25 protein-coding genes and 1 pseudogene are annotated in these 23,249 nt (G+C 59.1%); 23 read left to right on the forward strand and 3 right to left on the reverse strand.

Annotated features, from left to right (window positions below; genetic code table 11):
* Window positions 1–176: 176 nt before the first annotated feature.
* From JFV26_RS10485 to JFV26_RS10585, 21 genes and pseudogenes are all read left to right on the forward strand, one after another.
* Window positions 177–902 (forward strand): beta-ketoacyl synthase chain length factor, encoded by a 726-nt coding sequence (locus JFV26_RS10485; RefSeq protein ID WP_201192611.1) that lies wholly within the window; start codon window positions 177–179, stop codon window positions 900–902.
* Window positions 878–1,687, forward strand: coding sequence for a lysophospholipid acyltransferase family protein (locus JFV26_RS10490; RefSeq protein ID WP_201192047.1), 810 nt, complete (start codon window positions 878–880; stop codon window positions 1,685–1,687). Before JFV26_RS10485 ends, JFV26_RS10490 begins: the two co-directional genes overlap by 25 nt.
* Window positions 1,668–1,928 (forward strand): phosphopantetheine-binding protein, encoded by a 261-nt coding sequence (locus JFV26_RS10495; protein WP_201192049.1) that lies wholly within the window; start codon window positions 1,668–1,670, stop codon window positions 1,926–1,928. The genes JFV26_RS10490 and JFV26_RS10495 overlap by 20 nt, the downstream gene beginning before the upstream one ends.
* A gap of 9 nt (window positions 1,929–1,937) precedes the next feature.
* The gene (locus tag JFV26_RS10500; protein ID WP_007992314.1) at window positions 1,938–2,192 is read left to right on the forward strand and encodes an acyl carrier protein; all 255 of its coding nucleotides are present in this window, start codon (window positions 1,938–1,940) and stop codon (window positions 2,190–2,192) included.
* Window positions 2,189–2,734 (forward strand): COG4648 family protein, encoded by a 546-nt coding sequence (locus tag JFV26_RS10505; RefSeq protein ID WP_201192051.1) that lies wholly within the window; start codon window positions 2,189–2,191, stop codon window positions 2,732–2,734. The genes JFV26_RS10500 and JFV26_RS10505 overlap by 4 nt, the downstream gene beginning before the upstream one ends.
* Window positions 2,731–4,410: an acyl-CoA synthetase family protein gene (locus JFV26_RS10510; protein WP_201192053.1), complete on the forward strand. Its 1,680-nt coding sequence runs from the start codon at window positions 2,731–2,733 to the stop codon at window positions 4,408–4,410. The genes JFV26_RS10505 and JFV26_RS10510 overlap by 4 nt, the downstream gene beginning before the upstream one ends.
* Window positions 4,411–4,574: 164 nt before the next feature.
* Window positions 4,575–5,309: a glycosyltransferase family 2 protein gene (locus JFV26_RS10515; protein ID WP_201192056.1), complete on the forward strand. Its 735-nt coding sequence runs from the start codon at window positions 4,575–4,577 to the stop codon at window positions 5,307–5,309.
* Window positions 5,306–6,253, forward strand: a complete 948-nt coding sequence (locus tag JFV26_RS10520; protein ID WP_201192058.1) for an LpxL/LpxP family acyltransferase — start codon at window positions 5,306–5,308, stop codon at window positions 6,251–6,253. The genes JFV26_RS10515 and JFV26_RS10520 overlap by 4 nt, the downstream gene beginning before the upstream one ends.
* On the forward strand, window positions 6,234–7,778 hold the full coding sequence (locus JFV26_RS10525) for an HAL/PAL/TAL family ammonia-lyase (RefSeq protein WP_201192060.1): 1,545 nt from the start codon (window positions 6,234–6,236) through the stop codon (window positions 7,776–7,778). Before JFV26_RS10520 ends, JFV26_RS10525 begins: the two co-directional genes overlap by 20 nt.
* Window positions 7,771–8,196 (forward strand): acyl-CoA thioesterase, encoded by a 426-nt coding sequence (locus JFV26_RS10530; RefSeq protein WP_201192061.1) that lies wholly within the window; start codon window positions 7,771–7,773, stop codon window positions 8,194–8,196. The genes JFV26_RS10525 and JFV26_RS10530 overlap by 8 nt, the downstream gene beginning before the upstream one ends.
* Window positions 8,197–8,360: 164 nt before the next feature.
* On the forward strand, window positions 8,361–8,939 hold the full coding sequence (locus JFV26_RS10535) for an outer membrane lipoprotein carrier protein LolA (RefSeq protein WP_201192063.1): 579 nt from the start codon (window positions 8,361–8,363) through the stop codon (window positions 8,937–8,939).
* Window positions 8,923–11,265, forward strand: a complete 2,343-nt coding sequence (locus JFV26_RS10540) for an MMPL family transporter (protein ID WP_201192065.1) — start codon at window positions 8,923–8,925, stop codon at window positions 11,263–11,265. The genes JFV26_RS10535 and JFV26_RS10540 overlap by 17 nt, the downstream gene beginning before the upstream one ends.
* On the forward strand, window positions 11,262–12,422 hold the full coding sequence (locus JFV26_RS10545) for a sodium:proton antiporter (RefSeq protein WP_201192067.1): 1,161 nt from the start codon (window positions 11,262–11,264) through the stop codon (window positions 12,420–12,422). The genes JFV26_RS10540 and JFV26_RS10545 overlap by 4 nt, the downstream gene beginning before the upstream one ends.
* The gene (locus JFV26_RS10550) at window positions 12,409–13,656 is read left to right on the forward strand and encodes a tryptophan 7-halogenase (protein ID WP_201192069.1); all 1,248 of its coding nucleotides are present in this window, start codon (window positions 12,409–12,411) and stop codon (window positions 13,654–13,656) included. Before JFV26_RS10545 ends, JFV26_RS10550 begins: the two co-directional genes overlap by 14 nt.
* Complete coding sequence (locus JFV26_RS10555; RefSeq protein ID WP_201192071.1) at window positions 13,653–14,378, forward strand: class I SAM-dependent methyltransferase; 726 nt, start codon at window positions 13,653–13,655, stop codon at window positions 14,376–14,378. Before JFV26_RS10550 ends, JFV26_RS10555 begins: the two co-directional genes overlap by 4 nt.
* Window positions 14,378–14,983 (forward strand): hypothetical protein, encoded by a 606-nt coding sequence (locus tag JFV26_RS10560; RefSeq protein WP_201192073.1) that lies wholly within the window; start codon window positions 14,378–14,380, stop codon window positions 14,981–14,983. Before JFV26_RS10555 ends, JFV26_RS10560 begins: the two co-directional genes overlap by 1 nt.
* The gene (locus tag JFV26_RS10565; protein WP_201192075.1) at window positions 14,980–16,176 is read left to right on the forward strand and encodes a beta-ketoacyl-[acyl-carrier-protein] synthase family protein; all 1,197 of its coding nucleotides are present in this window, start codon (window positions 14,980–14,982) and stop codon (window positions 16,174–16,176) included. Before JFV26_RS10560 ends, JFV26_RS10565 begins: the two co-directional genes overlap by 4 nt.
* Window positions 16,173–16,631 carry a hotdog family protein gene (locus tag JFV26_RS10570; protein WP_201192077.1) on the forward strand — a complete coding sequence of 153 codons (459 nt, stop codon included), beginning with the start codon at window positions 16,173–16,175 and terminating at the stop codon, window positions 16,629–16,631. Before JFV26_RS10565 ends, JFV26_RS10570 begins: the two co-directional genes overlap by 4 nt.
* Complete coding sequence (gene fabG, locus JFV26_RS10575; RefSeq protein ID WP_201192079.1) at window positions 16,631–17,359, forward strand: 3-oxoacyl-ACP reductase FabG; 729 nt, start codon at window positions 16,631–16,633, stop codon at window positions 17,357–17,359. The genes JFV26_RS10570 and fabG overlap by 1 nt, the downstream gene beginning before the upstream one ends.
* Entirely contained in the window at window positions 17,359–18,585 is a 1,227-nt protein-coding gene (locus JFV26_RS10580) for a beta-ketoacyl-ACP synthase (protein WP_201192081.1), read from the forward strand. Before fabG ends, JFV26_RS10580 begins: the two co-directional genes overlap by 1 nt.
* Before the next feature lie 63 nt (window positions 18,586–18,648).
* Window positions 18,649–18,834 (forward strand): annotated as a pseudogene (locus JFV26_RS10585) (IS5/IS1182 family transposase); the annotation flags it as partial.
* A 30-nt stretch (window positions 18,835–18,864) separates the two neighbouring features.
* Here the strand turns inward: JFV26_RS10585 and JFV26_RS10590 are convergent.
* Entirely contained in the window at window positions 18,865–19,464 is a 600-nt protein-coding gene (locus tag JFV26_RS10590; RefSeq protein WP_201192613.1) for a helix-turn-helix domain-containing protein, read from the reverse strand.
* 577 nt (window positions 19,465–20,041) lie between these two features.
* Between JFV26_RS10590 and queC the strand changes: the two genes are divergently transcribed.
* Complete coding sequence (gene queC / locus JFV26_RS10595) at window positions 20,042–20,737, forward strand: 7-cyano-7-deazaguanine synthase QueC (protein WP_201192083.1); 696 nt, start codon at window positions 20,042–20,044, stop codon at window positions 20,735–20,737.
* A 57-nt stretch (window positions 20,738–20,794) separates the two neighbouring features.
* On the opposite strand, the gene JFV26_RS10600 is transcribed toward queC, so the two are convergent.
* On the reverse strand, window positions 20,795–21,673 hold the full coding sequence (locus JFV26_RS10600) for a queuosine precursor transporter (RefSeq protein WP_201192085.1): 879 nt from the start codon (window positions 21,671–21,673) through the stop codon (window positions 20,795–20,797).
* Window positions 21,663–22,262 carry a helix-turn-helix transcriptional regulator gene (locus JFV26_RS10605; RefSeq protein ID WP_201192087.1) on the reverse strand — a complete coding sequence of 200 codons (600 nt, stop codon included), beginning with the start codon at window positions 22,260–22,262 and terminating at the stop codon, window positions 21,663–21,665. Before JFV26_RS10605 ends, JFV26_RS10600 begins: the two co-directional genes overlap by 11 nt.
* A 411-nt stretch (window positions 22,263–22,673) precedes the next feature.
* On the opposite strand from JFV26_RS10605, the gene JFV26_RS10610 reads away from it, so the two are divergent.
* Entirely contained in the window at window positions 22,674–23,006 is a 333-nt protein-coding gene (locus tag JFV26_RS10610) for a DUF6124 family protein (RefSeq protein WP_201192089.1), read from the forward strand.
* Window positions 23,007–23,249 lie beyond the last annotated feature (243 nt).

A 23,249-nucleotide genomic window follows, 5' to 3' on the forward strand; every position in this document is an offset into this window, starting at 1 on the left:
TACGACAGCTTTTTCACGAACCAAACGGTACGTTTTATTGCACAAAATGTAACCAGCAATTGCTACCCGCCTGCCGCACCGGGATAATGCGTGCCACTCGGCGTTAAGCGCCACGCAAGGTGGGCCGCAGGTTGTGCGACTTACCGCGTCAAGGCAAGCCCGCAGGGGCGGGATGAATCTTTGTGATCAACTTCAACATCGCCCAATGGCGCGCATGGGCCCCTGGGCTCGAAAGCGTGGACGATTGGCAGGCCTGGAGCCGACAACCGGTCACGCTCCAGTGCAGCGATGCCGCCCCGGATGTATCGTTTCTGCCGGCCATGCAGCGCCGCCGACTCAGCCGCCTTGCGCGGATGGCCTTCAGCGTTGGCTGGCCGCTGGCCGATGGTCGGCAAGACCTACCGTTGGTCTTTATTTCCCGCCACGGCGAGACCCCGCGCACTTTCGAAATCCTCAGTGATCTGGCGGCTGATCAGCCATTGTCGCCGACCCAGTTCAGCCTTTCGGTGCACAACGCGATCATCGGCCTCTGGTCGATCATGCGCGGCGAAACCAGCGAGATGACCGCGCTGGCTGCGGCTGGCGACGGCCTTGAATACGGCATGCTTGAGGCTGCAGCGCTGCTTTCTGAAGGCGCGCCTGCTGTCCTGCTGGTGGTCACCGAAGAACAACCGCCCGAGGCCTACTCGACCTGGATCGACGATGTGCCGTTTCCTTACGCGGTAGGCTTGCTGATCACACCCGGTAATGACTGGCAGTTGTCCCTGAACAGCAATCCGGATGAGTTGTCCAAAGCTCACTGGCCCCATGCCCTGAATCTGTTGCGTACCCTGCTCGGCCAGCAGTCAACCTGCCAACATGCCTGGAAAAATCGTGTATGGACCTGGCAACGCAACCTGTAACCGAAAAAAACCGCGACGCCTACTACTGGCGCCTGCTGGCCACCGCCGCGAGCTTTACCCTTTTCGGGCTGGGCGGGCTGTGCCTGCGGCTGCTGATTTTCCCGCTGCTCGGCTGCCTGCCCGGTGATGCCCAGGCCCATCGGCTGCGGGCGCGAAACACCGTCAGTCGCTGCTTCTGGTTTTTTGTCCGGTTCATGGCTCGCAGCGGCGTACTGACCTACGACATTCAGGGCGCGGAAAAACTCGGCCGTCCGGGACAAATGATCATCGCCAATCATCCGTCACTGATCGATGTGGTTTTTTTGATTGGCCTGGTACCGCACGCCAACTGCGTGGTCAAAAAGAGTCTCTGGGAGAACCCTTTTACCCGCGGTCCGTTGCGCCGCACCGAATACATCAGCAACGACGGCAGCATGGACATGCTCGACGCCGCGGCCGACGCACTGAAAAACGGCCAGACCTTGATCATTTTTCCCGAAGGCACCCGCACCCATCCCGGCCAACCGCCGGCCTTTCATCGGGGCGCTGCGGCCATTGCCCTGCGGGGTGCGAAAATTCTCACCCCGGTAATCATCAAGGTCAGCCCGACCACATTGACCAAGGCCGAGCCCTGGTATCGGATCCCAAAACGCCGCGTGCACTTCAGTTTCCGTGTGGGGGCCGATATAGACCCACAAGCCTTCACCGCGCAGGGGCCACCACCTCAAGCCTCGCGCAAGCTCAACGATTATTTGCATACCTACTTTATCAAGGAGCTCGCCGAAGATGAGCGATCTGCACCGTGAGATTAAAACGTTGATCATCGAAGCCCTGGGCCTCGAAGACATCAGTGTCGACGACATTGGCGACGACCAGACCCTGTTCGGCGAAGGCCTGGGCCTGGACTCGGTCGACGCCCTGGAACTCGGCCTGGCGATCCAGAAAAAGTACGGTATCAAGATCGATGCCGACGCCAAAGACACCCGTAACCACTTCACCAATGTGGCGAGCCTTGCGGCGTTCGTCACTGCAAAACAGGCAGCTTGAGACCGGACCATGCAAACTCGTGACGACATCTTCAACACCCTGCGCGATGCGCTGGTCGAACTCTTCGAACTGGACCCCGAGCGCGTCAGCCTGGAATCCAACCTGTACCAGGATCTGGAAATCGACAGCATCGACGCGGTCGACCTGATCGATCACATCAAGCGTCAGACCGGCAAGAAAATCGCCGCCGAAGAATTCAAATCGGTGCGGACCGTCAGCGACGTGGTCGAGGCGGTCTACCGCCTGGTTCAACCGGCCGCATGAGTCGACTGATCGGCCTTGGCCTGCTGCTGGCGGGCCTGCTGTACCCCTTTGCGGTGTATTTCGGCATGGAGCATTTCGCCCCGTGGCAGTTCGGCCTGCTGTTGGGCAGCCTGTGGCTGGCTCGCGCGCTGACCGGAGTGCGGCGGCCCGGAAGCCTGTGGATGGCCATCGTCGCCATCGCGTTTTGCCTGCTGCTGGCGCTGTTCGACAGCCCGGCGCTGTTGCGTTGGTATCCGGTGCTGATCAGCGGCTTCATGTTGGCACTGTTCGGGCTGAGCCTGAAATACGGCCCGCCGATGGCCGAACGCCTGGCCCGTCTGCATGAACCGCACCTGCCGGCCAAGGCGATTGTTTATACCCGCCAGGTGACGATTGCCTGGAGTGTGTTTTTTCTCTGTAACGGATTGTGCGCCGCCGCGCTGACCCTTTGGGCGCCGCTGAGTTGGTGGATGTTGTACACCGGCCTGATCTCCTATGGATTGATCGGCCTGATGTTTGCCATTGAATGGCTGATACGACAACGGGTACGAGGCCACCCATGAATTGGATAACACTTGAGCAACTGCTGCTCAAGGCTCTGCCGGAACGCGCCGTGACGGCCGAGCCGGCGCTGAACCACGCGCAATTGTGCGAGCAGGCCCTGTGCCTCGCCGCCGGCCTGCAAGCCCAGGGTGTGCAGCGTATCGCTGTGCACCTCGAAGATGCCGCCGAGCTGGCGATTGCGCTGCTGGGCGCCTGGCGCGCCGGGGTCAGCGTGCTGCTGCCCGCCGACCTGCAAACCCAGACGCGCCAGCGCTGGTCGATTGAAGTCGATCTGTGGCTGACCGATCAGGCCGACGACGCGCACCTGAGCGACTACCGGCATTCGCCGATGTCCGCCGCCGCGCTGGACCTGGATCGCTGTCAGCTCAGCCTGTGCACCTCCGGGTCCAGTGGCGAGCCCAAGCGCATCGACAAAACCCTGCGGCAAATGGCCAATGAAGTCGAAGCACTCGAGCGGCTCTGGGGCGCCGATCTGGGCCAGGCCTGCATCATCGGCAGTGTCGCGACCCAACATATTTACGGTTTGCTGTTCCGGGTGCTCTGGCCACTGTGTGCCGGACGGCCATTCGTGCGCAAGCAACTGGCCTTCCCTGAAGACTTGCAGCGCGCCAGCCGCGAACACCCGGCATTCGCCTGGGTCGCCAGCCCGGCGCTGCTCAAGCGCATGGGCGACAACCTCGACTGGCCGGCCTTGAGCGTGGTGCGCCGGGTGTTTTCCTCCGGTGGCGCCCTGCCCGCCGAGGCGGCGCAAAGCCTGTTCGAACGCCTGGAGCAATGGCCGACGGAAATCCTCGGCAGCTCGGAAACCGGCGGTATTGCCTGGCGTCAGGGGCAAGAACTCTGGCAGCCGTTCGCCGACGTCGTGTTGAACCAGGACAGCGACGGCGCGTTGCTCATCGCTTCGCCCTACTTGCCGGCCGGCCACATTGAACACACCGCCGACGCTGCGCGAATCGCCGCCGACGGCCGTTTCGAACTGCTGGGACGGCTGGACCGGATCGTCAAACTGGAAGAAAAACGTATCTCGCTGCCGATGCTGGAACAGGCGCTGATGGCCCACGCCTGGGTTGCCGAAGCGCGCCTCGGGGTGGTTCAGGAAAACCGCGCCTCGCTGGGTGCATTGTTGGTGCTCAGTCAGCCAGGGCTGCACGCCCTGCGCAATCAGGGTCGACGTACCCTCACTCAAGAACTGCGTCAGCATCTGGGCCAGCATTGCGAAGCCCTCGCCTTGCCACGGCGCTGGCGCTTGCTGCGCCAGTTGCCGTTGAACGCCCAGGGCAAACTGCCCCAGGCCTATGTCGAAGCCCTGCTGCTGGCGCCGCGCCCGAAGGCGCCGGAGGTACTGGAGCAGGTCGAAACCGACGGCGAATGGAGCCTGCAACTGGCGATACCGCCGGATCTGGCCTACTTCAGCGGCCACTTTCCACAGACTCCGGTATTGCCCGGTGTGGTGCAGGTGGATTGGGCCTTGAGCCTGGGTCAGCAATTGATGAACTTGCCGGCCAGATTCGCCGGCATGGAAGTACTGAAATTCCAGCAACTGGTGCGTCCGGGGGATGAAATCCAGCTGCACCTGCGGTTCGACCCGGTGCGCAGCAAGTTGTACTTCGCCTATCGCAACGACACCGCCACCTGCTCCAGCGGACGGATCGTGCTGGAGGCGGCCTGTGGATAAGTTTCTTTCCCATGTAGCAGCTGCCGCAGGCTGCGTCCGAGTGCGAAGCGCTCGCAACTGGGCCACCATGATTACTCTGCAAGACCTTGCATACCCGTTTTACGACCGCTTCGCGGCCGAACGCAGGCTGCGCCAGCTGCTACATGGACGCGGTGAGTGCCCACATGCATAACCCCTGCGCCATCATCCCGGTCTACAACCACGAAACCGCGATCACCACGGTGGTCGACGCACTGCTCGCCCAAGGTTTGCCGTGCATCCTGGTAGACGATGCGAGCACCCCGGCCTGCGCGAAAGTGCTCGATCAACTGGCTTTGCGGGATAACACTTACCTGATTCGCCTCACCCTCAATCAAGGCAAGGGCGCCGCCGTCATGACCGGTTTTCGCGAAGCCTCACGCCTGGGTTTCAGCCACGCCTTGCAGGTGGACGCCGACGGTCAGCATGACCTCGCCGACGTCGCGGTTTTTATCGAACAGTCCCGCGTCCATCCCGAAGCGGTCATCTGCGGGTATCCGCTCTACGACGCCAGTGTGCCCAAGGGTCGCTTGTATGCGCGCTACCTCACGCACGTGATGGTCTGGATCAACACAATGTCGTTGCAGATCCGCGATTCGATGTGCGGTTTTCGCGTCTATCCATTGCCGCCGACCCTGGCGTTGATCGACTCGGCGAAGATCGGTAAACGCATGGATTTCGACTCGGACATTCTGGTACGCCTGGCCTGGCGCAACCTGTCGATGCAGTGGCTGCAAACCAAGGTCCATTACCCGCTGGACGGCGTCTCGCATTTTCGCCTGTTCCGCGACAACGTACTGATCTCCAGCATGCACACCCGGCTGTTCTTCGGCATGTTGCTGCGCGCACCGCTGATCCTCTGGCGACGGTGGCGAACATGAGCACTGAGACAGACAAAAAACACTGGGCTGACCGCGAGGAGCGCGGCAACTTCTGGCTGATGAAATTCACCGCACTCTGCGCCAAAGTGCTCGGCCGGCGACTGTTGAGCCCGCTGCTGTACGGCATCGTCTTGTACTTTTTCCTGTTCGGCCGCAGCGCTCGGAAAAGCGCCTGGCAATACCGGCAGCGCCTGGCCGACTGGAGTGGCCGCAGCGAATTGCGTCCGACCCATTGGCGGGTGTTCGGCCAGTTCATGGCCTTCGCCGATTCGATGCTCGACAAGCTCGACGTCTGGAACGGCAAGCTGAGCATCGAGCAGATCGAAATCATCGACCCGGCGCTGCTGCGCACGCAACTGCGCGGCGCCCGTGGGCAGATGCTGGTCGGCGCGCACCTGGGCAATCTCGAAGTCTGCCGCGCGCTGGCCGAGATCGGCGAAAAAGTCACGATGAACGTGCTGGTGCACACCAAGCACGCCGAGCAGTTCAACCGTTTACTCGGTGAAGCCGGGGCGACCAATTTGCGGCTGATCCAGGTCAGCGAACTGGACCCGCTGATCATGCTGCAACTGCACGAACGCCTGGAGCGCGGCGAGTGGCTGGCGATTGCCGGTGACCGTGTGCCCTTGCATGGCGGGCGCAGCGTGACCGTGGATTTCCTCGGCCATCCGGCAGCGTTCCCCCAAGGTCCGTGGCTGCTGGCCGGTTTGCTCAAATGCCAGGTCAATCTGTTGCTGTGCTTGAAGAAGCCGACAGGCGACTATCGACTGACCCTCGAACCCTTCGCCGAGGCCGTGGTGTGGAAGCGCAGCGACCGCGAACAGGTCATTCATCAGTGGGCCTCCCGCTACGCCGAACGACTGGGTCACTATTGCCTTGAAGCGCCCCAACAATGGTTCAACTTTTACCCTTTCTGGAAGACCGATGACGACGCCAACGCTTGAGCCGGTAACCTTCGGCGAACTCCCTTTGCGCATCGAAGACGTGCTGGCCCTGGCCAACCGTCAGGCGCCGACGCAGTTGCAGGGCGACCCTGAATACCGCGAGCGCATCGCCAAGGGTGCGCGATTCCTGGATTCGCTGCTGGACAAGGAAGGCGTGATCTATGGCGTGACCACCGGTTACGGCGACTCTTGTGTAGTCGCAGTGCCGCTGCATCACGTCGAAGCGCTGCCGCGTCATCTGTACACGTTCCACGGCTGTGGCTTGGGCAAACTACTCGACGCACAGGCCACCCGCGCGGTACTCGCGGCGCGTTTGCAGTCGCTGTGCCACGGCGTTTCCGGGGTGCGCGTGGAGTTACTGGAACGCCTGCAAGCGTTCCTGGAACACGACATCCTGCCGCTGATCCCGGAAGAAGGCTCGGTCGGCGCCAGCGGTGATTTGACGCCGTTGTCCTACGTAGCCGCGACATTGTCCGGCGAGCGCGAAGTGATGTTCCGTGGCGAACGTCGCGAAGCCGCCGACGTGCATCGCGAACTCGGTTGGCCGCCGCTGGTGCTTCGGCCCAAGGAAGCCCTGGCTCTGATGAACGGCACCGCCGTGATGACCGGCATCGCTTGCCTGGCCTTCGCCCGCGCCGATTACCTGCTGCAACTGGCCACGCGCATCACCGCGCTGAACGTGGTGGCGCTGCAAGGTAATCCGGAACATTTCGACGAACGCCTGTTCGCTACCAAGCCGCATCCGGGGCAGATGCAAGTCGCCGCATGGCTGCGCAAGGACCTGGCCATCGATGCGCCAACCGCGCCACTGCATCGCCTGCAAGACCGCTACTCGCTGCGCTGCGCCCCGCACGTGCTCGGCGTGTTGGCCGACAGCCTGAACTGGCTGCGTTCGTTCATCGAAATCGAACTCAACAGCGCCAACGACAACCCGATTATCGACGCCGAAGCCGAACGCGTGCTGCACGGCGGGCACTTCTACGGCGGCCACATCGCGTTCGCCATGGACAGCCTGAAAACCCTCGTCGCCAACGTCGCTGACTTGCTGGATCGGCAACTCGCGCTGCTGGTGGACGAGCGTTACAACCACGGTTTGCCGAGCAACCTGTCTGGCGCCACTGCCGACCGCGCCATGCTCAACCATGGTTTCAAGGCCGTGCAGATCGGCACCAGCGCCTGGACCGCCGAAGCGCTGAAAAACACCATGCCGGCCAGCGTGTTCTCGCGTTCCACCGAGTGCCACAACCAGGACAAGGTGAGCATGGGCACCATCGCCGCCCGCGATGCGATCCGGGTGCTGGAACTGACCGAACAAGTCGCCGCCGCCACCCTGCTGGCCGCCAATCAAGGCGTCTGGCTGCGCAGCCAGGTCGAGGACGCACGGCCACTGCCACCGTCCCTGGCCGCCATGCACGAAGAGCTGGCCAAGGACTTCCCGCCGGTCATCGAAGACCGCGCCCTGGAAGGCGAACTGCGCCTGTGCCTGAAACGAATCGCCGAGCAACACTGGAGGCTGCATGCGTAGCAAGGGAATGCTTCACGCCGATACGGAAATCCTCGTGCCGTTCTTTGACGTCGACACCATGAACGTGGTCTGGCACGGCCATTACGTCAAATACCTGGAAGTGGCCCGGTGTGCGCTGCTGGACAAACTCGGCCATAACTACACCGCCATGGTCGAGTCCGGTTTTGCCTGGCCGGTGATCGACCTGCAACTGCGCTATGTGCGCGGTGCGGTGTTCGGCCAGAAGCTGAACGTGCGCGCCAGCCTGGTGGAATGGGAAAACCGCCTGAAGATCAATTATCTGATCAGCGACCTGCAAACTGGTGAGCGCCTGACCCGCGCCGTTTCCGTGCAGGTTGCTGTCGACATGAGCAGCCGTGAGATGCAATTGGCCTCGCCGAAAGTGTTCACCGACGCTGTAGAAAGGATGCTGCCATGAATGTCCAAACCCTCTGTAGCCGTCTGCGTTCAACCTGTAGCAGCTGGCGAAGCCTGCGTTCGGCTGCGCAGCAGTCGCCTTGCGATTCAACTGACATACCGCATGCACAGGTTTTACCACGGCTTCGCCGCCGGTCGCAGCCTCGCGGGCTCGGCAGCTGCTACATGTTCGTGGTGGTGCTTGGTTTTTCTTCGCTGGCGCAGGCATTTGATTTGCAGCAACTCAGCGATCAACTGGCCAGGCCCGATGTGATCCACGGCAACTTCATCCAGGAAAAACACCTGCGCGCCCTGCCGCAACCACTGACCAGCAAGGGCACGTTCGTCCTCGCTAAAAACCACGGCTTGCTCTGGCTGCTGAAAACCCCGCTGCAACAGGACTACCGCATCAACGCCAAGGGCATCGCCCGGCGTGACGCCAACGGCTGGCAACTGCTGCCGGGCAAGAGTGCCGGCGCCGAGCAGAACCGGTTGTTCCTCGCCGTACTGCAAGGTGACAGCAGTGGCTTGCAACGAGACTTCGAGCTGTCGCTGAGCGGCGATGCGCAGAAATGGAAATTGACCCTGACCCCGCGCTCGATGTTGCTCAAGCAGGTGTTCAACCAGATCAACATCGACGGCGGCGAGCTGGTGAACAGCATCGAACTGCTGGAAACCCAGGGTGACAGCACCGTGATGCGCATGCAGGACAGCACCAGCGCCCAACCGTTGAGCGACGCGGAGCAACATGACTTTGCCGAGTGAACGGATGCTCCCACGGCTGTTCCTGATCCTGCTGCTGGCGGTGCTCGCGCTCGCCGGCTGGCAATGGCGTGACGGCGCTCCGCTGTCGGCCAACCTGATGGAATTGGTGCCAGGTACGGCGCCGGACGCGCTGGAACTGCGCGCCGAACAACGCATGCAAGAACCGCTGAACCGCGAAATGCTGGTGCTGGTCGGCCATACCGATCGCCAGCAAGCCGTGGCCATGGCGCAGAAACTCGGCGAGCAATGGCAGGCCAGCGGTCTGTTCGAAAAGGTCCAATGGACCCTGCAAGCCGACTTGCCCGCCCTGCGCGCACAGTTGCTGCAAGGTCGGCTGGCGATGCTCTCGGACGCGGATCGCCAGCAACTGATCAAGCATCCCGACGCTTTCATTCAACAGCGCGTGCAAGCGCTGTTCGACCCGTTCACCGGTTTCAGCCTGGTGCCGAGCCAGGATGACTGGCTGGGCCTGACCGGGCGCATCCAGAACAGCCAGCCGCAACACGGCGCGGTGCAACTGGACATCGGCAGCGGTGCCTTGGTCGCCGATGCCGACGGCAAGAGCTGGGTGCTGCTGCGGGCTCGGACCACCGGCAACGCCTTCGACATGAACCTGCCGCTGCAAGTGGCCGCACTGCTCAAACACAGCCGCGAAGAGGCCGCCCAGGGCGATGTGCAACTGCTGGCCGCCAGCGGCTTGCTCTATGCGGCCAACGGCCAGCAGCAAGCGACCCGCGAGATGACGTGGGTCGGTGGCGGCGCCACGCTCGGCATCCTGTTATTGCTGCTGTTGGCGTTTCGGCGGTTACGCGTGTTGCTCGCGTTTGTCCCGGTGCTGGTGGGTATGTTGTTCGGTGGAGTGGCCTGCGTCGCACTGTTCGGCCACCTGCATGTGATGACTCTGGTGCTCGGTTCCAGCCTGATCGGCGTTGCCGTCGATTACCCGCTGCACTACCTGTCCAAGAGCTGGAGCCTGAAACCCTGGAACAGTTGGCCAGCCCTGCGCCTGACCCTGCCGGGGCTGACGCTGAGCCTGATCACCAGTTGCATCGGCTACCTCGCCCTGGCCTGGACACCGTTCCCGGCCCTGACCCAAATCGCCGTGTTCTCCGCCGCCGGCCTGCTCGGCGCCTACCTGTCGGCGGTGTGTCTGCTGCCGGCGCTGCTCAAGGGCACTGACCTGCGGCCGGCGCAATGGCCGCTGCGGGTTGCCGAGTTTCTGGTGAACCTGCGTGAAGCGCTGCTCAAATACGCTCGAACGCCAGTTTTGCTGGCCCTGCTGGTCGCCTTCTGTGTCGGCGGTCTGTGGCAGCTCAGCACCAGGAACGACATTCGCCAGTGGGTCGGCATGCCCCAGCACCTGACTGACGAAGCGCAGGCCATCGCACGGATCACCGGCTACCAGCCCACCAGTCAATTCTTCCTGATCCGGGCGGCCAACCAGCAGCAATTGCTCGAACGCCAGACCGCCCTGAGTGATCGCCTGGAGCAACTGGTCAACCTCGACAAACTCCAGGGTTTTCTGTCCCTCAATCAATTGGTCAGCCAGCCGAGTGAACAGAAGCAGGTCCGCGATGCGCTAAGCAAACTGCCGCAATTCTGGCAACCGTTGCTCGATGTTGGCGTGCCGGCCGAGGCGCTACAAGCCGAACTGACGACGTTGCAGGCACTGCCCACCGAAGACATCGACGCGGCGCTGGCCGGGCCGTTGGCCGAACCTTATCGCGCGCTGTGGCTGGGGCCGACCGCTGACGGCGGCGTGGCAGCCATGGTCAGCCTGCAAGGCTTGAACAACCCGTCGCTGCTGCGGGTTCAAGCGCTGGATTTACCGGGCGTGCAATTGGTGGATCGCCTCGGCGAGCTGAACAATGTCTTCGCCGCTACGCAGATCAGCGCCGCAGAATTGAAACTCGCCTCCTGTGTGCTGATCGTATTGGTGCTGATCCTGCCATTCGGCCTTGGCGGCGCGTTGCGAATTGTCGCCCTGCCGTTGCTGGCCGCATTGTGCAGCCTGGCCAGCCTCGGCTGGCTCGGCCAGCCGCTAACACTCTTCAGCCTGTTCGGCCTGCTGCTGGTGACGGCCATCAGCGTCGATTACGCGATCCTCATGCGCGAACAGGTGGGCGGCGCCGCTGTGAGCCTGCTGGGCACCTTGCTGGCGGCGTTGACCACTTGGCTGTCGTTCGGATTGCTGGCGGTGTCCAGTACCCCGGCGGTGAGCAATTTCGGTCTGTCGGTGAGCCTGGGGCTGGCGTTCAGCTTCATTCTGGCGCCATGGGCCGGACGTCACGTTCACGCCGTGGCCGTCGCGGAGCCGGCAGCATGATGATCGCGCTGTTTTGGGCAATGGCCCTGGGGATGTTTGCCGGCGCCACCCACGTCGGTCGACATTTCGGCCTGATCCCGATTGTCAGCCAGTTGCTGTTGGCGACCTTCGGCCTGCCGCTATTGATGTATTTCTGGATCGAGCCAGGCTGGCAGCTCAGTGGCGCCCAGCTGATCTCGCCGGTATGGCTGAAAAACCTTTATAGCCTGAGTTTCGCCTTGCTGTTGGGGCACATTCTCAGTGACGTGATCGACCTGCGACTGGATCGCCAGAGCCTGAAAATCGCCCTGCCGAGTTTCTGCCTGCCGTTCGCTTGCGGGCTGGCGACGGCGATCTGGCTGTTGCCGGCGCAATCGTGGATCAGCTCGTTGGCGGTCGGCCTGGTGTTCGCCATCACCGCGATTCCGGTGCTGTACCTCTACCTGCGACACATCAACTACCCGCCCGACGCCACCCGGCGTTTGGTGCAGACCGCGATCCTCATCGACCTCACGTGCTGGACGTTGTTCGGCTTCGCCCAGGGCAGCCTGCACCTGAGCAGCCTGCTGCTGCCACTGGCCGGCGCCTGTCTGCCGTTGCTGTTGCGGCTGCTCGGCGTGCGCCAACCGCTGCTGCACAGCGGCTGCTTCTTCGCGCTGCTGGTGGTGGCCGAACACTTCAAGCTCAATGCACTGATTTTCGGCATCGGCTATCTGCTGTGCATGGCCGCGCTCAAAGTACCGCTGGTGTTGCCATTGCCGGCGGTATGGATGAATCGCTTGCAGACGTGGATTGCCATCCCGCTGATTCTCACCTTCGGCATCGTGCAGATCGATGTGCACAGCGCCATGGCCAGCCTCGGCTGGTTGCAACTGGCCGCGCTGCTGTTATTCCCGATCATCAGCAAACTGCTGGGCAACTGGCTCGGCCTGGGCTGGGCCGGCGCCTCGTTTGATGGCGCCAGCCGCTGGAGGGAAAGCCTGCTGCTGAACATTCGCGGCTTGAGCGAGATCGTCTTTCTCAACCTGCTGCTGCAACAACAACTCATCAGCCCGGCGTTGTACTTTGCGCTGATGCTGATGGGCCTGATCGCGACACTGCTGCCGGCACTGGCCGGCATGCACCGAATCCCGCTGAATATCGCCGCCCCGGCAAGGAGCTCCCGTGCCAACCGTTGAAATGGAACGTCGTCAGGTAGTGGTCATCGGCGCAGGCCCTTCGGGCGCCATTGCCGCCGCGCTGCTCAAGCGCAAGGGTCACGATGTCCTGGTGATCGAGCGCCAACATTTTCCAAGGTTTTCCATCGGAGAAAGCCTGTTGTCCCATTGCCTGGATTTCGTCGAAGAGGCCGGCATGCTTGAAGCGGTGAACGCCGCTGGTTTTCAGATAAAAACCGGCGCGGCGTTCGCTTGGGGCGAGCAGTACAGCGCCTTCGATTTCGGCGACACGTTCAGCAACGGCAAGCCCACCACGTTTCAGGTGCAGCGCGCCGATTTCGACAAGCTGCTGGCCGATCAAGCGGCGCTGCAAGGTGTGGAGTTACGCTACGGCGAAGCCATCGTCAGCGCTGATTTCGATCTGCCAAAACCGCAGCTGAACGTACTGCGCGAGGACGGCAGCGAGTACCGCGTCGAAGCCGATTTCGTACTCGACGCCAGCGGCTACGGCCGCGTGTTGCCGCGCCTGCTCGACCTTGAAGCCGCATCGAATTTCCCGGTCCGTCAGGCGGTGTTCACCCACGTCGAAGACCAGATCGACAACCCGGCCTTCGACCGGACCAAGATCCTCATCACCACTCATCCGACCCATCGCGACATCTGGTTCTGGACCATCCCGTTCAGCAACGGTCGTTGCTCAGTGGGCGTGGTGGCCGCCGCCGAGCACTTCGACGGTCGCACCGACAATCTGGACGAATGCCTGCGCGGCTTTATCGCCCAAACCCCGAGCCTGGCCGGCGTGCTGAACAACGCGGTGTGGGACACCCCCGCGCGGACCATCGGCGGCTACTCGGCCAATGTCAAAACGCTCCACGGCCCAGGCTTTGCGCTGCTGGGCAACGCGGCGGAATTCCTCGACCCGGTGTTCTCCTCTGGCGTGACCATCGCCATGCGCTCGGCGAGCATGGCTGCCGGCGTATTGCATCGCCAATTACAGGGTGAAAGCGTCGACTGGCAGACCGAGTTCGCCGCCCCGCTCAAACGCGGCGTCGACACCTTCCGCTGCTACGTCGAAGGCTGGTATGCCGGGACCTTCCAGGATGTGATTTTCCACGACGGCAGCTCACCGGATATCCGCCGGATGATCGCCTCGATCCTCGCCGGTTACGCCTGGGATGAACGTAACCCGTTCGTCAGCGAAGCGAAGCGCCGGTTGAAGGTGATTTCGGAAATTTGTGCAAGGGATGCGACATGAGCTACCTGAGCGACAACTACGTCGAAGAGACCCGATTCGGTTTCTGGTTCCTGCGCAGCCACACCTGGCAGCACCATGTGCTGCGGGTGGCGATCAATGACCTGCGCGGGCTGTTCAGCGACTCGCTGCCAAGCAACCCGGTGTTGCTGGATGCCGGTTGCGGCCAGGGCAAGTCGTTCCAATATCTGCGTCAGACCTTTGCGCCCCAGCGCTTGATCGGTGTCGATGCCGACCCGCACAGCCTGCACCTCAGCGGCGAAGAGGCGGCGCGTCAGGGCATGCCGGTGGAGCTGATCGGCAGCGACTGCGCGACGCTCAACGTACCGGACGCCAGCGTCGATCTGCTGTTCTGTCACCAGACCTTCCATCACCTTGTCGAGCAGGACTTGGCCCTGGCAGAGTTCTATCGCGTGCTCAAGCCCGGCGGCTATCTGCTGTTCGCCGAGTCCACCGAGGCTTACATTGATACGTGGGTGATTCGCTGGTTGTTCCGTCATCCGATGCACGTGCAGAAGAGCGCAGCCGGGTATCTGGAAATGATTCACCAACAGGGTTTCGAATTCGGCCCGCAGAACGTGTCTTATCCGTACTTGTGGTGGAGCCGCGCCAAGGATTTCGGCCTGCTTGAACGGTTTGGCCTGCGCCAGCCCAAGCCGTTTGGCCTCCGGGAAGAAACCCTGGTCAATGTGGTGGCGCGTAAACCTCTTGAAGGTGTTGTTTGATGTCTAGCGCAATTCAAATCTATGGGAGCGGGCTTGCTCGCGAAAGCGGTGTGTCAGTCGACATCATTGGTGAATGTCAGACCGCCTTCGCGAGCAAGCCCGCTCCCACAGGGTTTGTGGTGTTGCTGAGATTTGTGTTGCTGGGTTGTGCCCTGTTATTAAGCGCTTGCGCCAGCCGGGCACCGTTGCCCGAGCACAGCCCGACGCTGGCGTTGCCCTTGCAATTGCACATCCAGCGCCTGATGGCTGACCAGCGTCAGGACTGGGTGCTGGTGATCCAGCAGGAAGGTCCGGGCCTGCGCTGGTCGATGATGGATTTGCTCGGCATTCCCCAGGCTCGTCAGAAGTTGATCAACGGTGAATGGCAGGCCGACGGTCTGCTACCGCCGAACCCCGAAGCCAGGGAACTGTTCGCCGCACTGTTGTTTGCCCTGACGCCGGAAGACGAGTTGCACGGCAACTATCCCGCCGCATCGCAGCATGGCGGGCAACGCGTGTTGCCAGAGCGCTGGGACGTTCGTTACGCGCGCCCCATGAGTTTTGAACTGAACCTGCCCAAGGGCCCGAAATACCAAGTCACGCCACTGAGCGGGGACGCGCCATGACCGCCTATTTGAACGCCCTCGGCGTGATTTGCGCCCTGGGCCGGGACAAACAGGAAGTCGCCCGCAACCTGTTTGCCGGCGACTGCTCGGGCATGCGCATCGAGGCCGGCTGGGTGGTGGAACGTTCGTTACCAGTAGCCGCGGTTCACGGCGAGCTGGCGCCAATTGCGCCGGAGATGGCCGAGCAGCGCAGCCGCAACAATCAACTGTTGCTGGAGGCGGCGCTGCAAATTCGCCCAGCCATTGATCAAGCGATCCAGACCTACGGCCGCGAACGCATCGGCATCGTGCTTGGCACCAGCACCTCCGGCATCGACGAAGCCAGTCGCGGGTTGGCCCATTACATCCGTGAACATGAGTTCCCCGCTGACTACGACTATCAACAACAGGAGCTCGGCGCACCGGCCAACTTCCTCGCCGACTGGCTGCAATTGAGCGGCCCGGCCTATGTGATTTCCACCGCTTGCACCTCCAGCGCCCGAGCCTTGATGAGTGCCCAACGCTTGCTCGACCTGGGCATGTGCGACGCGGTGCTGTGCGGCGGTGTCGACAGTTTGTGCAAACTGACACTCAACGGTTTCTCGGCGCTGGAAGCAGTCTCCGGGCAGCGCTGCAACCCGTTTTCCGCCAACCGCAATGGCATCAACATCGGCGAAGCGGCGGTGCTGTTTTTGATGAGTAAAAGTGCCAGCGACGGCCAATCGATTGCCTTGCTCGGCAGTGGCGCCAGCTCCGACGCGCACCACATATCCGCGCCGGAACCGACCGGCCGCGGCGCCCGGCAAGCGATGCACAAAGCCTTGAGCCGCGCCGCGCTGCAACCGTCGCAAATCAGTTACCTGAACCTGCACGGCACCGCCACCCAACACAACGACGCCATGGAAAGCCTGGCCGTGGCCGCGCTGTTCCCGGATGGCGTGCCCTGCTCGTCGACCAAACCGATGACCGGCCACACCCTCGGCGCCGCCGGTGCCCTGGAAGCGGCGTTCTGCTGGTTGAGCCTGAGCGCCGGCAATTCCGAACACGCCTTGCCGCCCCACATCTGGGACGGTCAACCCGACCCCGACCTGCCGGCCCTCAATTGGGTGACCCCGGCCGATCGCCTGGCGTCCATTGCACCTCGCTACCTGATGAGCAATTCGTTTGCCTTCGGTGGCAATAACGTCAGCCTGATTATCGGAGACGCCCCATGATTGACTGGCCGATCGCCGAACTGCTGCCTCACGCTGGCGACATGATCCTCATCGAGCAGATCCTGTCGTTTGATGACGAGCAGATTTACACCCGCCTCACCGTCAAGCCCGACGGCCTGTTCAACCGTCCCGACGGCAGCCTGCCAGCCTGGGTCGGTATTGAGCTGATGGCCCAAAGTGTGGCCGCTTACGCCGGTTGCCATGCCCGTGCGCGCGGCGATGCGGTGGAGTTGGGCTTCCTGCTCGGCACCCGTAAATTCGAATGCAACGTCGAACACTTCCCCGCCGGCACCGAACTGACCATCCACGGGCTGCGCTCGCTGGAAGACGACAGCGGCATGGGCGTGTTCGAATGCCACATCAACGCCCCCGGCATCCACGCCACCGCCCGGCTCAACGTGTACCGCCCACCCCAGGCAGCGCAATATCTTCAAGAAACCCAAGGAGTCGAGTGATGACTGAATCCGTACTGGTCACCGGCTCCAGCCGTGGCATTGGCCGCGCTATCGCCCTGCGTCTGGCGCAGGCCGGGCACGACATCGTGCTGCATTGCCGCAGCGGTCTGGCCGAGGCCGAAGCCGTGAAGGCTGAAGTCGAAGTGCTGGGACGCAACGCTCGCGTGCTGCAATTCGACGTTTGCGACCGAGCCAGCTGCAAAGCCATTCTCGAAGCCGACGTGCAAGCACATGGCGCCTATTACGGCGTGGTGCTCAACGCCGGGCTGACCCGCGACGGTGCTTTTCCGGCGCTGAGCGAGGATGATTGGGATGTGGTGATGCGCACCAACCTCGACGGTTTCTACAACGTGCTGCACCCGGTGATGATGCCGATGATTCGTCGTCGCGCCGCCGGGCGGATTGTGTGCATCACCTCGGTTTCCGGATTGATCGGCAACCGTGGCCAGGTCAACTACAGCGCCTCCAAGGCCGGTTTGATCGGCGCGGCGAAAGCGTTGGCGATCGAACTGGGCAAGCGCAAAATCACCGTTAACTGTGTCGCACCCGGCCTGATCGACACCGCCATGCTCGACGAAAACGTGCCGGTGGAAGAGCTGATGAAAATGATCCCCGCACAACGCATGGGCACGCCTGAAGAGGTGGCCGGTGCGGTGAACTTCCTGATGTCGGCGGAAGCTTCTTACATCACCCGGCAGGTTCTGGCCGTCAACGGAGGCCTGTGCTGATGAAGCGCGTCGTCGTCACCGGCATGGCCGGCATCACCTCACTGGGCAGCGATTGGGAGACCATTGCCGCCAACTTCAAGGCCAATCGCAGCGGCATCCGCCGAATGGACGAGTGGGATCGCTTTACCGAACTCAACACCCGCCTCGCCGGGCCGATCGACGACTTCAAAGTGCCAAGCCACTGGACCCGCAAACAACTGCGCAGCATGGGTCGCGTCTCGCGCCTGGCGGTCGGTGCCGCAGAACAGGCGCTGGCCGACGCCGGGCTGCTGGGCGACGCATCGATCAAGGACGGACGCATGGGCGTCGCCTGCGGTTCGTCCACCGGCAGCACCGACGAGATCAAGGCATTCGGCAATATGCTGCTCAACTCGGTGGCCGAAGGCTTGAACGCCAACTCGTACGTGCGGATGATGCCGCACACCACCGCGGCCAATATCAGCATCTTCTTCGGCCTCACCGGCCGGCTGATTCCGACGTCCAGCGCCTGCACCAGCGGCAGTCAGGGCATCGGCTACGCCTACGAGTCGATCAAGTTCGGTCGCCTGCCGCTGATGCTGGCCGGCGGCGCCGAAGAACTGTGCCCGACCGAAGCCATGGTGTTCGACGCGCTCTACGCCACCAGCCTGAAAAACGATGCACCGCAAACCAGCCCGCGGCCTTACGACAAGGGTCGTGATGGCCTGGTGATCGGTGAAGGCGGCGGCATGCTGGTGCTCGAAGAACTCGAACACGCCCTGGCCCGTGGCGCACACATCCATGCCGAACTCGTCGGCTTCGGCAGCAACGCCGACGGCCAACACACCACGCGCCCCGAGCAAGCGACCATGCGCCGGGCCATGGAACTGGCGCTGGAAGACGCCGGGCTGCAACCGTCGGACATCGGCTACGTCAACGGTCACGGCACCGCCACAGAACAGGGCGACATCGCCGAAACACAGGCCACCCGTTCGTTGTTCGGCGAGCACATGCCCATCAGTTCGCAGAAGAGCTTCCTCGGCCACACCCTCGGGGCCTGCGGTGCGCTGGAATCCTGGTTCAGCATCGAAATGATGAACCGCGACCTCTACGTGCACACCTTCAACCTCGACGAGGTCGACCCGCACTGCGGCAAGCTCGACTACCTGCGCGGCGAATTCCGGCAGATGAGCAACCAATACGTGATGAACAACAACTTCGCGTTTGGCGGTGTGAATACTTCGCTGATTTTTCGGCGGTGGTCGTAAGCACGCGGCCTGACTCTTGGTCGGCCTCATTCAGGCAGGGCGCAGATCAGCAGGGTGGCGGCAGCGGCGGTTTTCTTGGAGCGTATCCCCGACGAAACCACCCTCCTCAACTTCCGTCGCCTGCTGGAAAAACACCAGTTGGCGACTGGGATTCCGGGCGTGATCAATGGCTCCCTGGGTGATCGCGGCCTGGCGCTGCGCCAGGGAACCATCGTCGATGCCACGCTAATTCAGGCACCGAGCTCGACCCATTTATACTGGCTATTCTGAACCTCATTATTAGCGACCATTAAACCGCTCTTCCACGATATCCCCTACAAGACGAATCACATCAGAATCAAAACAAGATTCATTAGTGACAAATAGCTTTTTTGTTGTTTTATCGTACACAAGCTTCTCTTTTCCACTACCCGACAAACCTCTCTTTACAATCAATAAATCTCCTGCCTCATTGACACCAGCGATATCATTCTGCAGAAGCACTCCGATTAAATTACGGGCTGTACCGAAGAAATAAGTCAGCGGATGGGTTGCGACCAGCTCACCAATCCTTTTGTCAAAATTCTGCAAAAGCAAACTCTCCTTAATGACGGGGACAGCCGCCGGATTCATATTGCCCTGCAAAGAAACGCTGCTTTCTATGATTTCCCTTTCTTCAAAATCAACTGTCTCTATCTCCTTATAAGACACACCGAAAAAGTCAGAAATCTTGCGGATGGTGGATTGCTGAACATTGACAACTCTTCCCTCCAGAATATTATAGATAGTCGTTCTGGTTAAACCACTGGCATTGCACAAAGACAGCTGCGTTTCCTTGCGACTTTTTATCAAATACTTAATATTATTTTTTAACCTTTCAGTCTTTTCTCGCTTGAATATCACATACTTACCATTGTTTGCAGTTACAACCAACCATACGCTTTGACTGAATGGCTACAGAAGTGGTTTTTTTGTCAGGCCAGCACCTTACGCACGACGGCACGCTGCAAAGCAATATCGCAAACACACCAGACAACCGTCAAATATTGTTTCCTGCCGCTATTCCCCCATCAAATCCTACAGATAAAACCTACTTACACAGGGAATATTTCTTACATACAAATAGGAAAGTTATTAAGGGCACAGCCTACAAGTTCAAATGTCAATCAATCACATATATATTAAATTACTTGGTTGAGTATGAGTTTCCCGATAATAATTCTGCCATTTTGTCAACTCACGCATTGCCCCCAACCCATTCTGACTGCTGGCATAGGACCAACTTTTTTTAATCTATATAGGGTGTTTGGACTCGGTCACTTATTACGTGCCGGCTCACCGCCAACTCCCAGCAACGAAACGATAAAAACGGAAGCGAAGTACGCAATTTCAGAAACGTCCCACAGCGAGAATTTTAACTTCGCGATAGACTCAATACCCCGTGACACATCGGGGGCATCCCAAGGAAGAACGAACCATGACTAAAAAGGCCGTTATCGTTTTCAGCGGTGGGCAAGACTCCACCACCTGTTTGATCCATGCGTTACCGCTCTACGATGAAATTCACTGTATTACGTTTGACTATGGCCAGCGCCACCGCGCAGAAATTGAGGTAGCGCAGCAGCTTTCCAAAGAGCTGGGTGTGGCAGTGCATAAGGTACTGGACACCACGCTGTTGAATGAGTTGGCTATCAGCAGTTTGACGCGGGACAACATCCCGGTCCCAAGCGCCAACAGTTCCGAAGAAAGCGTACCCAACACTTTCGTACCCGGTAGGAATATTCTATTTTTAACCTTGGCGTCTATTTATGCCTATCAAGTTCAGGCCGAGGCTATCATCACGGGTATTTGTGAAACAGAGTGCTCTGGCTACCCCGATTGCGGCGATGAATTTGTGAAAAATTTAAATAACTCCATCGAATTGGGCATGGACTATAAGTTACGTATTGAAGCTCCGCTTATGCAGCTGAACAAGGCGGAAACCTGGGCCTTGGCTGATCACCATAATCAGCTGGACTTGATTCGTTACCACACACTGACTTGTTATAACGGCATAAAGGGAAGCGGATGCGGCAACTGTGACTCTTGCAGTCTTCGTGCAAAAGGATTGAATGAGTTTCTGGAAAACAGAGCAGATACGATGAACAACCTGAAAATAAAACTGGAACTGTAAATCCACCCGTTATAGGGGCGAGGATGAATAGATCCAAAATCTATTCATCCCCTAACCTTAGGCCGCCGGGGCTGCAGCTATATACCTCTTAAATAATGACCTTGCTCCATAGGCTGGAAAAACGTTAAACACGGCGAAGCACATTTTTATAGCGATTTGAGCGTAAACCATATTAAGTATTTCACTACTTCCCATCACACTGTAAAACGCAATATAACAAAAAAGAAAGCTGTCTATTATTACCGCAAAAAACGTACTGAAAAACACTCGAATAAATAGAAACCTCGAATTTGTTAGTTCTTTTATCCTACAAAGCAAATATGAATTTACGTACTCAGAGAATAGGAAAGAAACTGATGACGCCACTAATACAGACGAAACCTGGGTAACGACCTCAACATAGGCCGAATTTAGTTTCCAATCAGGCAACTCAGGGAGATAAGTGACTGCATTCAGCAACATGACAATCAAAGCGTTACCTGCAAAAGCGAACAACAGCGCTTTCCTTGCGAGTCTAAGCCCATAAGTCTCGTTCAATAAATCAACTACCAAAAATGTCAATGGGTAAAGAAAAACGGCAGGCGGAACGACAAGATCGAGAGTGTTCAAATAAACAAGCTTTGTCGCAGCAATATTCGAAAAAACATAAAGTGCGAAAAGCAGCAAACTCAAAGCTACATAAATCATCCAAGATCGCTCATTGCGATCATTTATTTCATACGTAGTTAACGCAGAGCACCCCGAATAATACTTCCTACAAATGACCTTTATTTCCGCAATACTTAAATTATCTATCACTTCACTTTTCAGCAACTCACCGAGCTTCACCTTAATGATTCTACCTGTAGACACAATCATAACAACAGCAAGGCTTTTATTATTTTCGAACCCCAATAATTTATACTTACTATTCTGAACTTCATTATTAGCGACCATTAAACCTCTCCTCCATGATATCCCCTATAAGACGAATCACATCAGAATCAAAATAAGACTCATTAGTGACAAATAGCGTTTTTGTTGTTTTATCGTACACAAGCTTCTCTCTCCCGCTACTCGACAACCCTTTCTTTACAATCAATAAATCTCCGGCCTCATTCACACCGCTGATATCGTTCTCCAGTAGCACTCCGATTAAATTACAGGCTGTACCGAAGAAATAAGTCAGCGGATGGGTTGCGACCAGCTCGCCAATCCTCTTGTCAAGACTCTGCACAAGCAAACTCTCCTTAATGACGGGGACAGCCGCCGGATTCATATTGCCCTGCAAAGAAACGCTGCTTTCTATGATTTCCCTTTCTTCAAAATCAACTGTCTCTATCTCCTTATAAGACACACCGAAAAAGTCAGAAATCTTGCGGATGGTGGATTGCTGAACATTGACAACTCTTCCCTCCAGAATGTTATAGATAGTCGTTCTGGTTAAACCACTGGCATTGCACAAAGACAGCTGCGTTTCCCCGCGACTCTTTATCAAATACTTAATATTATTCTTTAATCTTTCAGTCTTCTCTCGCTTGAACATCAAATACTTACCATTGTTTGCAGTTACAACAAACCATACGCTTTGACTGAATGGCTACAGAAGTGACTTTTGCCAGGCCAGCGCCTTACGCACGACGGCACGCTGCAAAACAATATCGCAAACACACCAAACAACCGTCAAATATTGTTTCGCACCGCTATTCCCCTATTAAATCCTACAGATAAAACCTACTTATATTGGCGATATTTCTTACATAGAAATCGGAAGCTTATTAAGGCCACAGCTTACAAAATAAAATATTAATCAAACAATTTCCCATATGTTAAATTATTTGATTAAATCTGAACTCCCCGATAACAACTCTACCGTTCTGTCAACTCACGCATTGCCGCCAACCCATTCTGATTGCTGGCATAGGACTGACTTTTTTATCTTGCACGGAGCTCCGACATGAAAAAGACCACCCCCAACTCCCCGCAATCACCCGATGCTTCAGCCGACGACGATATCGATTCATCCAAACTATCCGATCCCATCAGCCACTTTTTCACCCTCCACCCCAACATCGACACGCTTTCGCTGCTCGCCCAAACCTGTGAAACACTGGCCTCGCTCAACGTCATGAGCACCAACCTTGCCCGCGGTCTCGAAAGTCCTCATCGCAACGTCGCACTGGCGATCCAGCAGTTGGCGGAGCTGGCCGAGCTGCTGATCAACCGGGCGCTGGACAACCTGGACCCACCCGCCGGGTTAGCTGAGACGCCCTCCGATAGTGCCCGCTGAGCAGTGCCGAGCTCACCGCTCCAGGGACTTGAGGCGTGCGGTGATATTGGAGCGCACGGTGCAGCAACTCGGCGACGCGCGCGATGCTGGCGAAGTCGTAAACCGGCGGGAACCTATGCAGTCAGGCCAATTCAATGGCTCACGCCGAGTGATGGCTTAGATCAGTTCAAGTCGCTTGCAGTGATGGTACCGGCGCACGTTGCTGTGAAGCCCTGGCCCTTTCATATCCCTCGATATGCTGGA

It is taken from the genome of Pseudomonas sp. TH31 (assembly GCF_016650815.1).
In the GTDB taxonomy this organism is placed as follows: Bacteria; Pseudomonadota; Gammaproteobacteria; order Pseudomonadales; family Pseudomonadaceae; genus Aquipseudomonas.

Coding starts and splice junctions, on each gene's coding strand:
- JFV26_RS10490 (WP_201192047.1), top strand. CDS start 878: ATGGACCTGGCAACGCAACCTGTAACCGAAAAAAACCGCGACGCCTAC.
- JFV26_RS10495 (WP_201192049.1), top strand. CDS start 1,668: ATGAGCGATCTGCACCGTGAGATTAAAACGTTGATCATCGAAGCCCTG.
- JFV26_RS10500 (WP_007992314.1), top strand. CDS start 1,938: ATGCAAACTCGTGACGACATCTTCAACACCCTGCGCGATGCGCTGGTC.
- JFV26_RS10505 (WP_201192051.1), top strand. CDS start 2,189: ATGAGTCGACTGATCGGCCTTGGCCTGCTGCTGGCGGGCCTGCTGTAC.
- JFV26_RS10510 (WP_201192053.1), top strand. CDS start 2,731: ATGAATTGGATAACACTTGAGCAACTGCTGCTCAAGGCTCTGCCGGAA.
- JFV26_RS10515 (WP_201192056.1), top strand. CDS start 4,575: ATGCATAACCCCTGCGCCATCATCCCGGTCTACAACCACGAAACCGCG.
- JFV26_RS10520 (WP_201192058.1), top strand. CDS start 5,306: ATGAGCACTGAGACAGACAAAAAACACTGGGCTGACCGCGAGGAGCGC.
- JFV26_RS10525 (WP_201192060.1), top strand. CDS start 6,234: ATGACGACGCCAACGCTTGAGCCGGTAACCTTCGGCGAACTCCCTTTG.
- JFV26_RS10530 (WP_201192061.1), top strand. CDS start 7,771: ATGCGTAGCAAGGGAATGCTTCACGCCGATACGGAAATCCTCGTGCCG.
- JFV26_RS10535 (WP_201192063.1), top strand. CDS start 8,361: ATGTTCGTGGTGGTGCTTGGTTTTTCTTCGCTGGCGCAGGCATTTGAT.
- JFV26_RS10540 (WP_201192065.1), top strand. CDS start 8,923: ATGACTTTGCCGAGTGAACGGATGCTCCCACGGCTGTTCCTGATCCTG.
- JFV26_RS10545 (WP_201192067.1), top strand. CDS start 11,262: ATGATGATCGCGCTGTTTTGGGCAATGGCCCTGGGGATGTTTGCCGGC.
- JFV26_RS10555 (WP_201192071.1), top strand. CDS start 13,653: ATGAGCTACCTGAGCGACAACTACGTCGAAGAGACCCGATTCGGTTTC.
- JFV26_RS10560 (WP_201192073.1), top strand. CDS start 14,378: ATGTCTAGCGCAATTCAAATCTATGGGAGCGGGCTTGCTCGCGAAAGC.
- JFV26_RS10565 (WP_201192075.1), top strand. CDS start 14,980: ATGACCGCCTATTTGAACGCCCTCGGCGTGATTTGCGCCCTGGGCCGG.
- JFV26_RS10570 (WP_201192077.1), top strand. CDS start 16,173: ATGATTGACTGGCCGATCGCCGAACTGCTGCCTCACGCTGGCGACATG.
- fabG (WP_201192079.1), top strand. CDS start 16,631: ATGACTGAATCCGTACTGGTCACCGGCTCCAGCCGTGGCATTGGCCGC.
- JFV26_RS10580 (WP_201192081.1), top strand. CDS start 17,359: ATGAAGCGCGTCGTCGTCACCGGCATGGCCGGCATCACCTCACTGGGC.
- queC (WP_201192083.1), top strand. CDS start 20,042: ATGACTAAAAAGGCCGTTATCGTTTTCAGCGGTGGGCAAGACTCCACC.
- JFV26_RS10600 (WP_201192085.1), bottom strand. CDS start 21,673: ATGGTCGCTAATAATGAAGTTCAGAATAGTAAGTATAAATTATTGGGG.
- JFV26_RS10605 (WP_201192087.1), bottom strand. CDS start 22,262: ATGTTCAAGCGAGAGAAGACTGAAAGATTAAAGAATAATATTAAGTAT.
- JFV26_RS10610 (WP_201192089.1), top strand. CDS start 22,674: ATGAAAAAGACCACCCCCAACTCCCCGCAATCACCCGATGCTTCAGCC.